Raw genomic sequence first — 9111 nt, 5'->3', positions numbered from 1 at the left:
GCCTCACTCAGAGGCTAAAATAGCGAGGCACGAGCAATAGCCAGCTGTTTTTAGTCCTTTGCAGTGACTTGTTAGGTATATTTTACTCTGCTATAGCTATGATTATTAATAACATAAACATAGAAAAAAAGAATAACTCTGTAATATAAAAATACTTAAACCATCTAGAGTTTGAATTAAAATAATAAGGTTCACGATATAAGACGTTGTAACATAAATATCCAGCTCCCATAAATAAAAGAATCACTAATAATGAGGGCCTTAAGTTAGAGCTTGTAATTATTTCAGCCCAACCTAATACAAATAGAGTAAAAATCGATATTAAGATCGATGACTCAAAAATAGATTTATATCTTTTACCTGAAATCTTCAAGTGTGAACATCTTCCGTATATACCTAACGCCCCCACTTAGGGGCACAAATACGCAGGCTATAATACAGCGCGAAGCGATGGGAGCCTGCGTGTTTGTGTCCCAACGAGCGCCAGCGAGTAACTACAGTGGTTTGTTAGCTCTGTTCGTCTGTATCTGTTATGTAACCTACAAGCATTCTGCCGAGAGTAGTGAGACTCGCGCTTTTACCCTTCATTTCAGTAAGCCCAAAGCGAAGAAGAGTTTCTTTGTAGCTATCTTGTAATGCAGCAAGTTCTCGTTTTTCTATTGGAGCAGACATCTCTCTTGTTATTGGTCTTAATACGTCAGGGTGCTTTTCCACCCATTCAGAATGAGGGCCGTGACTTAGGGAAGGTCTCAAAGAATAATATATAAGCCAAATAATCTCCGGATCTGTAAGCTCACGATACAAATTTAAAATCTTTTTAGCTTCTTCATATTTTAACTTATCGCCAGTCAGTGCTTTTTCGGTCAAAGAAGCAAGCCTCTGTCTTCTTTCTTCAGATACAGCACGAGAAGACTGAATAAGTGCCTCCTCTAGTAAGTCGGTTCCTTGTTCTGTGTTCAAGTTCCGTTTAAAGCTATCTAGTTCCGCATCAACTTTTGACACTCTTTCATCTAAATTCTCAAGAAATGAAACTACTCTTTCGAACCTTAAATTAGGGACAACACTGTCGAGTAATTCTGAAACTGCTGAACCTATAAATGGTAGTGCACCCGATGCTGCTTTAGCTACACTAACAAGTCTATCTCTGTTGTTTGTTTTTAAAGAATCCATGGTCATCCTTGAAAGAGCTAACTTTTAAATAAGGGGCGCAAATACGTGGGGCATAATAGCGGAGCGCCCCGCGTGTTTGTGTCCCAGCCCGCGCAGCGGGCGAACTTGATTTTTTTGTTAGCTGCCATGCACTTAGTAACCTCGCATTACACGAGACAAAAATTCAAATGGGCCTCCTATATGGAAGTTCCAATTTCCATAAACCAGAAAATAAAGCAATGCGCCCAAAGTTCCCACTAAAATGATTTGCCCAATACGAATGATATACCAAGGTGTAATAGGTTTTCCTATCTTATCGCTAAAATAATGAATGAAATCCAACATTAAGCCAAAAGTTAATAAAAGAGAAAAAGCTAAGAAAAAACCAGAAAACCGTGACGTTTGATCCAATACTAAAAAATAGTCGGTGAGAGCGACCCACCAACATAAACAAATGCCAGCAAATGAGGCTGAAGGCGTATAATCAGTTGTTTCACGGAATTCAAACGCGCTTACCTTATTACTACCAGCCCCATAGGCAATCCACATGATAAATAGCAGTGAAAAAACAAATGAGCGCTCGTCATCTTTATTGAGGTCAAACGCCACAAAGCTCAAACAAATAACGACTAAGAAGATAAAAGCAAAATTGATGAAATTAGTTTTATTTAAAGTGCTCTTGTTTGTATATTTTTCCAAAGTAACCTCAAATGCTTCCTTGCTGGCAGCTAACAATTTACTAGACCCCAAATCGGTCTGTCTAAACACACCAAACTGGTTTTTTTAATTTTATCCATATCGTCAGATTACTCTCTAACTTCTCTAATTAAAACAATAAATCAGCATGGTGTTTTTTGCTCATGAATTAAAAATACCAAAATGGTGTGTTAGGGGCGAGTGGTGTACTTTGCTCAAATGCTGTAACGGCTAATTAATAAATTGAGGGGCTATCTATAAACAGAAAGCAAAAAAGGAGCCCTTAGGCTCCTTTTTAATAATACAAATCTTTAACCGAAGAATTATCCGGTTCAAACTATACTTAGCTATTTTTATCGCTATTATCTAAATCTGTATCCACGCTGTCATCTGCATTAACGCCAGATTCAAATTCGGTATCGTCTTCAGGTTCAAGCTCTACTTTTCTGGGCTTGCGTTTCACCGGTGCCATACCAATTTCAGTACCTGCCATGGTGTCTACGCGGCGTACTTTCTTCGCAACAGCAGCTTCTGCACCATCTTGCTTACTGGCTTTATTTTTCTGCGTATCTTGTTTAGGCGTAGGGGCTTTAACCCCTTTAAATTTAGCGGGTAGTGCCTCGTGAGCCTCGCACTCCAGTTCATACTGTAAATGTGCCTTAAGCACTATAAAGCTCTTCCAATCGCGAGGGCCAACAAATGAAGCGGCTTCGCCTTTTTGCCCAGCACGGCCAGTTCTACCAATACGGTGAATGTATTCATCGGCATTTTTCGGTAAATCAAAATTAATAACCAAACCAACTTTAGATAAATCTAAGCCTCTTGATGCCACATCGGTAGTCACTAATACAGAATGCTGTCCGCGGGCGAACTCACTCATAATTGCAGCGCGTTGATTTTGTGGTAAATCACCTCGTAAGGCGATGGCCTCAAGCTTGTCTTTGTTTAACATGGTGGTTAAACGGTCGGTATCTTCACGGGTTGCGGTAAATACAATTGCTTGATTATAAGTACGATTAGAAATTTCGTGATGAAGCAGGGCGTCTTTATGCTCGATATTATCGGCAAAGAAACATTGTTGTTGAATATCGCCATGATGTGCCGTTGAATCACCTACCGATACGCGAACAGCAGCTTTCGTTAAACGCGCAGTCATGTAATTCAGTTCAATGCTATCTAATGTGGCAGAAAACAGCATTGTTTGGCGTTTACGGTGGTTCGCAAACTCGTTAATCATGTTTAATTGTTCTGAAAAGCCCAAATCTAGCATGCGATCGGCTTCATCGAAAATCAGTAGTTCTAAGCCATTTAAAAATACACTTTTGTCTTTCAAATGATCAGCCACTCGGCCAGCAGTGCCCACAATAATATGTGGGTTTCGGCGTAACGCTTTCACCTGATCATTATAGTTTTCGCCGCCCACAACCAACGTGCAAGACAGGTTCAATCCCGTACACATGGTTTTGGCTTCTATGAAAACTTGCTTCGCTAATTCGCGAGTAGGTGCAAGGATAAGTGCGCGGGGGTCTTGTCGACTTAACGCCTTTTGCGACATCATTCTATTTATGGCCGGAATTAAAAATGCGAGTGTCTTACCCGATCCCGTTTTAGATGAGGCAATAATATCTTTACCCTGAATAGCAGGAAGCATACTTTTTTCCTGAATTTCAGTAAGCTCGGTAAAGTTTCTACTTTCGAGTTTGGTAATGATTTTGTGATGAACGGGTAAGTCAGTAACTAGCAAGATTCGGCCTCATGAATAATATCATCGCGTATTATCCCTTAAAGGCCGATATTATGAAAGCTTGCTATGCGTTTACCTTGTCGAAAATGCAGTTATACCTGCATTTCGGTCACATTTTCCGAAACAACCAATTTACCGCCGGTTTTTGCTTGTATATCTTCAACCGTTACACCCGGAGCACGTTCTTTAAGTAAAAAGGCGCCATCAACCACTTCTAATACAGCAAGATCGGTAATAATTCGGGTTATGCAATTTACACCCGTTAGCGGTAGGGTGCATTCATTGAGGAGTTTTGGGTTACCATGTTTATCGGTGTGGGTCATGGTCACAATAATGTTTTTAGCGCCTGCTACTAAGTCCATAGCGCCCCCCATACCTTTTACGAGCTTTCCGGGTATCATCCACGACGCAATATTACCGTTTACGTCTACTTCAAACGCACCTAGCACGGTAAAATCAACGTGACCGCCACGGATCATGGCGAAGCTTTCCGCAGAGTTAAAAATTGAAGCTCCGGTAATGGCGGTAACGGTTTCTTTACCCGCGTTAATCATATCTGCGTCTAGCTCATCTTCCTGAGGGTAGGGGCCCATGCCCAGCAAGCCATTTTCAGATTGCAGCATTACACTAATGCCTTCAGGCACAAAACTAGCGGCTAACGTAGGAATACCTATTCCCAAATTAACATAATCGCCATCTTTGAATTCTTGAGCCACACGCATTGCTATTTGATCTCGTGATAATGCCATTATTGTGACTCCTTTGCTGTGGTGTTACTTGCCGTTTTTGCGACAACCTTACGCTCTATGCGTTTTTCAAATTTCCCTTTTATGACTCTATTTACATAAATGCCGGGCGTATGAATTTCGCTAGGGTTTAGCTCACCAGGTTCAACAATCTCTTCTGCTTCTACCACTGTTATAGTGCCAGCGGTGGCGGCCATAGGGTTAAAGTTTTGTGCAGTATGACGATAAACACAGTTTCCGTATCGGTCGGCCTTCCACGCTTTCACTATGGCAAAGTCGCCCTTAATAGCTTCTTCTAAGATATAAGGGCGGTCATTAAACGTTTTCACTTCCTTACCTTCGCCTACAGGCGTGCCATAGCCAGTAGCAGTATAAAAAGCGGGAATACCTGCACCACCAGCACGCATCTTCTCGGCTAGCGTGCCTTGCGGTGTAAGTTCAACTTCAAGCTCGCCATTTAATAATTGCTTTTCAAACAGGGCGTTTTCACCTACGTAAGAAGACACCATTTTCTTAATTTGCTTGTCTTCCAGCAAGATGCCTAGTCCAAAACCATCTACACCACAATTATTAGAAACCACAGTAAGGCCTTTAGTGCCCATGGTTTTAACTTGAGCAATGAGTCCTTCTGGTATGCCGCATAGCCCAAAACCACCCGCAATAACTGTCATACCATCGGTCAGCCCGTCCATGGCTTCTTGATAGGTAGTGACGACTTTGTCAAATCCCGACATGGTACTTCCCCTTAAATTAGCATTGATAAAATGTGTTAAGTAAAAGTATCAACAATGTTATCAATTATGTAAAATTGAATTAATCACTCAATTAATAAGTTTTATTTATTAATTGAATGATTAGCGATGGTTATTAATTTTTCGAATTAAGGGCAAGTCAACGTGTTGGCTATTTTGTCGGTTAGCATTTCAAACATAGGGTGTGGGTCTTAGTTGAATGAATATTTCATATAGAAATTTGCAGGCTTTTATTCACGTAGCGCAATCAAGCACGTTTGCTGAGGCGGCTATTAAGCTTCACCTTACCCAGCCGGCACTTTCTTCTGCAATAAAGAAAATGGAAGAACAGCTTGGCGGGAAATTGTTTAGTCGTAGCACCAGGCATGTGGCGTTAACCAAAGAAGGTGAAGCCTTATTACCCAACGCCATTAGAATAATGCGTGACTGGGACGACACTTTTGGTGATATACAGAACCTTTTCGCCATGGCAAAAGGGCGCCTAACCATTGCGGCTATGCCTTCCTTTGCAGAATCACATTTACCGCATTTACTTAAACGGTATCACCAACTTGCGCCTAATATTAACCTTCGAATTTTAGATGTGGTGATGGAGAACGTAATTTATGAAGTTTCTGAGGGCAGAGCCGAGATGGGCTTCACCTTCGAACCGCAGCAAAATGAAGGGCTTATATTTACACCTCTTTTCGACGATTGTTTTGTAGTGGTGGTAAACCCCCAGCATGAATTAGCAAAAGCCAAAACGGTTAGCTGGGAAGCATGTATCGAACACCCTATGGTAATGATGAATAGGGGCTCTGCAGTAAGAATGTGGACTCAACAGAAAATAAGTACTGTGGGTGATGCGGTGATTGTTGCCGAAACGGGCCAGTTAGGTACCCTTGGTCAGCTAATTAAACAGGGATTAGGCATCGCTATTATGCCATCGTTGTGTATTGCATCAATGGAAAGCATTGGCCTAACCGTGCTTAATATGAAAGACGATCCCCTAGTGAAAAGGGTAGGTATGGTGAAAAACGCCAAGCGCGATATGTCAGTGGCTGGGCAAGCACTTTGGACTGAAGTGTTACACCACTACCAAAGGTAGCGTATCAAATACTTGTGAACTAGCGCATTACCATTTCTTCTTAGGCGCAAACAACTCGTCTAATTCATCACGCTCTTCTTCTTGTTTCTTCGCTCTATCTTGAGCGTTAACACTCTTAAGGTTGTTCTGAATTTCAGACAGCCATTCGTGCAGCGTGGCCAAGCGAGATTGTGTGTATTCATCCTGTTGATTTTGATTTTCTAGTGCGGTTTTTGCTTTTTCGTAATACTGACGGGCTGAACCTAACATATTCGATTGCTGTGCCGCTCTGCCGCGTTTAATTAGCGTTTCAACATTAACCTTAATTTGTAAGCGTTCTAATTGCTTGTCTTCATCATAAAACACTTTGCTTTCTACTTTGCCTTTACTGTGTTCTGAACGAAGTAGAATACGAAGTTTCTTAACAGCCTGAATGTATTGAATAATAAGTTTGTCGTTATCGGGTAAAACGAATTCGTTTGCGCTGACGGCATCAGGGTTTTTGGACGCGGATTTTTGCTCTGCATTGGCAAGTTTTTGCTTGGTTTCTGGCGTACCACCAAGCTCATTAACGGTTTTAAGCGCACCTAACACTCGGTTGTCCATGATTTGTAGCATGCGGCCCGAAATAGGCATGTTTGAGCAAGCTAGAATAACATTCTCTGTTTCATCAATAACAGCGCGTTGTTTAGCCAGATCTGCCCGACGTTCCGAGTCAGCCTTAGCGCGATGTTGCTGCATAGCATTTATAAAGATTGCTGCTATCAGTAATACAACAATCAGAATTATTATTATCATGTACATGCGCGTATTTCCGTTTATTACTTAATTCGAATTATATGTTGGCTTTCACTGCCAAACTATTATGCGTTAATGTTACGGTATTTTTACCCTAAATACACTTCCGCCAAGACTACCGCCATTACTTAAAGAAATCTCTCCTTGCAGTTGGCCTTGCGAGTGAGCCGATGCAATAAGTCTAGCAAAGAAAAGCCCTAACCCGGTTCTACCTTGACTAAGCTGAAAATCGGCTAAGTCTTCGTGGCTTTTTTCAAGCATAGACGTTGGATAGCCGATGCCATCATCTTCAACACAAATATGTAAGCAATCATCTTCAACCTGCGCTGAAATACAAATTTGAGAGGTTCCATACCGAAGGGCATTCACCAGCACGTCATTAATTAACAGGTAAATAAGTTCTCTATCTAAATACCAACTTAAATCTAGGTCAACATTCGCATTAACCACAATTTCTTTTTGTACAATGTAAATATTATTAGAGCCAACTACATCGTCTATTAAGTCACTAACGAAACACTCATCTACTGTTATCGGCAGACTTTCTAATTCTGCACGATAAAGTGATAAAATTTGTACTAGATTGGTATTGAGCCGCGATGCTTCATAATGCACATTAGCCACTTGCTCTCGTGCTTTACTGTTTTCAGGGGCTAAATCATTAGACAGATTTTCAATTGACTGGATAAGAAGAAACAGCGAATTTTTCATATCGTGCACAGCAGCTGCTAGCACCGACGAAAAGTCGATAGGAGAGGTAAGTTGCTTTTTTTCATTCATATGAATAAAACCCGTTATTTTCCTTAAAATTGAAAGCGTTGGACCAATTAAAACATCTGTAAGGATAAAGGAAAACAATTATTCAGTAGGTAACCCATTTTCAGTATTACTTATTTAGCGCAAAATTACCTACTATTTTCTGGGTTAATCTGTCACTTTTGTAATAGCTTATCGTAATTATTAGTAGTTTTGGTTATAACGATAAGGTTATAGTACACAACTGGTTACAAGGAGCGATGTTTTACATGAAATTACAACAGCTACGTTACATAGTAGAAGTACTTAACAATAATCTGAATGTTTCTGCCACGGCAGAAAGTTTATATACCTCTCAGCCGGGCATTAGTAAGCAGGTGAGAATGCTAGAGGATGAGTTGGGTGTACAGATTTTTGGGCGTAGTGGAAAACATCTAACCCATGTTACTGATGCCGGAAACGATGTCATTAATATATCTCGCGAAATCCTGGCGAAAGTAGAAAGTATTAAAGCGGTGGCTCGAGAGCATACGCTACCAGACCAAGGTAAGCTGAATATTGCTACTACGCATACACAAGCACGTTACGCGCTGCCTGATGTAATTCAAGGTTTTATGAGCAAGTACCCGAAGGTGTCTTTACACATGCATCAAGGTACGCCATCGCAAATTAGTGATTTGGCCGCTAAGGGCGAAGCCGACTTTGCTATCGCTACGGAAGCGTTGCATTTATACAACGACTTAGTGATGCTGCCTTGTTATCACTGGAATCGTAGTGTGATTGTGAATAAAGACCATCCTTTGTCGAAGAAAGGCTCTATCGATATCAGTGATATCGCTAAATACCCCCTTGTCACCTATGTATTTGGTTTCACTGGTCGCTCAGAACTCGACCAAGCGTTTGAACGTGCAGGCCTTACACCTAAAATTGTATTCACTGCCACAGACGCCGACGTGATTAAAACTTATGTGCGATTAGGTGTGGGTATTGGTGTTATTGCTTCCATGGCGGTTAGCGATGAACTCGATTCAGATTTAGTGAAAATTGATGCAAGTCATTTATTCGATTACAGCACGACCAAAATTGGCTTTAGAAAAGGCTCTTTCCTACGCAGCTACATGTACGACTTTATCGAGCGCTTCGCTCCGCATTTAACAAAAGATAAAGTTGAAAAAGCCATGATGCTGAAAAACAATGACGAAGTAGAGAAGATGTTCAAAGGGGTAACCTTGCCGGTTAAATAGGCGAGATTAGCATTGAAGAGACAATTGGCTTAATTGAATTGGCGGTTTGCGTATGAAAATACGTAACAGCATAAAAAAGGCGATTTGCGGTGTTTTTACCTATAAACCCCAATCGCCTTTTTGTATTTACTGGTTTATCACGTTCAGTGATGTCAGCTAA

Annotated in this window: 9 protein-coding genes; 2 read left to right on the top strand and 7 right to left on the bottom strand. The window is 41.0% G+C overall.

The genetic code is table 11. The features are described from left to right. Positions 1–507 precede the first annotated feature (507 nt). The 5 genes from J8L84_RS18085 to J8L84_RS18065 all read right to left on the bottom strand — a co-directional run bounded on the left by J8L84_RS18085 (position 508) and on the right by J8L84_RS18065 (position 5069). Positions 508–1170, bottom strand: coding sequence for a hypothetical protein (locus J8L84_RS18085; protein ID WP_211071913.1), 663 nt, complete (start codon positions 1168–1170; stop codon positions 508–510). A gap of 132 nt (positions 1171–1302) precedes the next feature. Beyond that, positions 1303–1917, bottom strand: coding sequence for a hypothetical protein (locus tag J8L84_RS18080; RefSeq protein ID WP_348771851.1), 615 nt, complete (start codon positions 1915–1917; stop codon positions 1303–1305). Positions 1918–2188: 271 nt separating this feature from the next. Further along, complete coding sequence (locus J8L84_RS18075; protein ID WP_211071912.1) at positions 2189–3589, bottom strand: DEAD/DEAH box helicase; 1401 nt, start codon at positions 3587–3589, stop codon at positions 2189–2191. Between the two features lie 92 nt (positions 3590–3681). Continuing rightward, on the bottom strand, positions 3682–4338 hold the full coding sequence (locus J8L84_RS18070; protein ID WP_211071911.1) for a CoA transferase subunit B: 657 nt from the start codon (positions 4336–4338) through the stop codon (positions 3682–3684). Further along, positions 4338–5069: a CoA transferase subunit A gene (locus J8L84_RS18065; protein WP_211071910.1), complete on the bottom strand. Its 732-nt coding sequence runs from the start codon at positions 5067–5069 to the stop codon at positions 4338–4340. Before J8L84_RS18065 ends, J8L84_RS18070 begins: the two co-directional genes overlap by 1 nt. Positions 5070–5286: 217 nt before the next feature. On the opposite strand from J8L84_RS18065, the gene J8L84_RS18060 reads away from it, so the two are divergent. Next, positions 5287–6174 (top strand): LysR family transcriptional regulator, encoded by an 888-nt coding sequence (locus J8L84_RS18060; RefSeq protein WP_211071909.1) that lies wholly within the window; start codon positions 5287–5289, stop codon positions 6172–6174. Positions 6175–6201: 27 nt separating this feature from the next. Here J8L84_RS18060 and J8L84_RS18055 read toward each other — a convergent pair whose 3' ends face one another. Both J8L84_RS18055 and J8L84_RS18050 read right to left on the bottom strand, forming a co-directional pair. Continuing rightward, positions 6202–6957, bottom strand: coding sequence for a hypothetical protein (locus J8L84_RS18055; RefSeq protein ID WP_211071908.1), 756 nt, complete (start codon positions 6955–6957; stop codon positions 6202–6204). 72 nt (positions 6958–7029) lie between these two features. Beyond that, positions 7030–7731 carry a HAMP domain-containing sensor histidine kinase gene (locus J8L84_RS18050; protein ID WP_211071907.1) on the bottom strand — a complete coding sequence of 234 codons (702 nt, stop codon included), beginning with the start codon at positions 7729–7731 and terminating at the stop codon, positions 7030–7032. A 245-nt stretch (positions 7732–7976) separates the two neighbouring features. On the opposite strand from J8L84_RS18050, the gene cysB reads away from it, so the two are divergent. After that, the gene (gene cysB, locus J8L84_RS18045; protein ID WP_013784052.1) at positions 7977–8951 is read left to right on the top strand and encodes an HTH-type transcriptional regulator CysB; all 975 of its coding nucleotides are present in this window, start codon (positions 7977–7979) and stop codon (positions 8949–8951) included. Positions 8952–9111: the final 160 nt, after the last annotated feature.

Source organism: Alteromonas sp. MMG017 (assembly GCF_018100795.1).
In the GTDB taxonomy this organism is placed as follows: Bacteria; Pseudomonadota; Gammaproteobacteria; order Enterobacterales; family Alteromonadaceae; genus Alteromonas.
This window is presented reverse-complemented; position numbering and strand designations above follow the sequence as displayed.

What these genes read in the sequence shown, in the direction of transcription:
- J8L84_RS18085 (WP_211071913.1), bottom strand. Translation starts at nt 1,170, where the DNA reads ATGGATTCTTTAAAAACAAACAACAGAGATAGACTTGTTAGTGTAGCT.
- J8L84_RS18070 (WP_211071911.1), bottom strand. Translation starts at nt 4,338, where the DNA reads ATGGCATTATCACGAGATCAAATAGCAATGCGTGTGGCTCAAGAATTC.
- J8L84_RS18065 (WP_211071910.1), bottom strand. Translation starts at nt 5,069, where the DNA reads ATGTCGGGATTTGACAAAGTCGTCACTACCTATCAAGAAGCCATGGAC.
- J8L84_RS18060 (WP_211071909.1), top strand. Translation starts at nt 5,287, where the DNA reads ATGAATATTTCATATAGAAATTTGCAGGCTTTTATTCACGTAGCGCAA.
- J8L84_RS18055 (WP_211071908.1), bottom strand. Translation starts at nt 6,957, where the DNA reads ATGTACATGATAATAATAATTCTGATTGTTGTATTACTGATAGCAGCA.
- J8L84_RS18050 (WP_211071907.1), bottom strand. Translation starts at nt 7,731, where the DNA reads ATGAATGAAAAAAAGCAACTTACCTCTCCTATCGACTTTTCGTCGGTG.
- cysB (WP_013784052.1), top strand. Translation starts at nt 7,977, where the DNA reads ATGAAATTACAACAGCTACGTTACATAGTAGAAGTACTTAACAATAAT.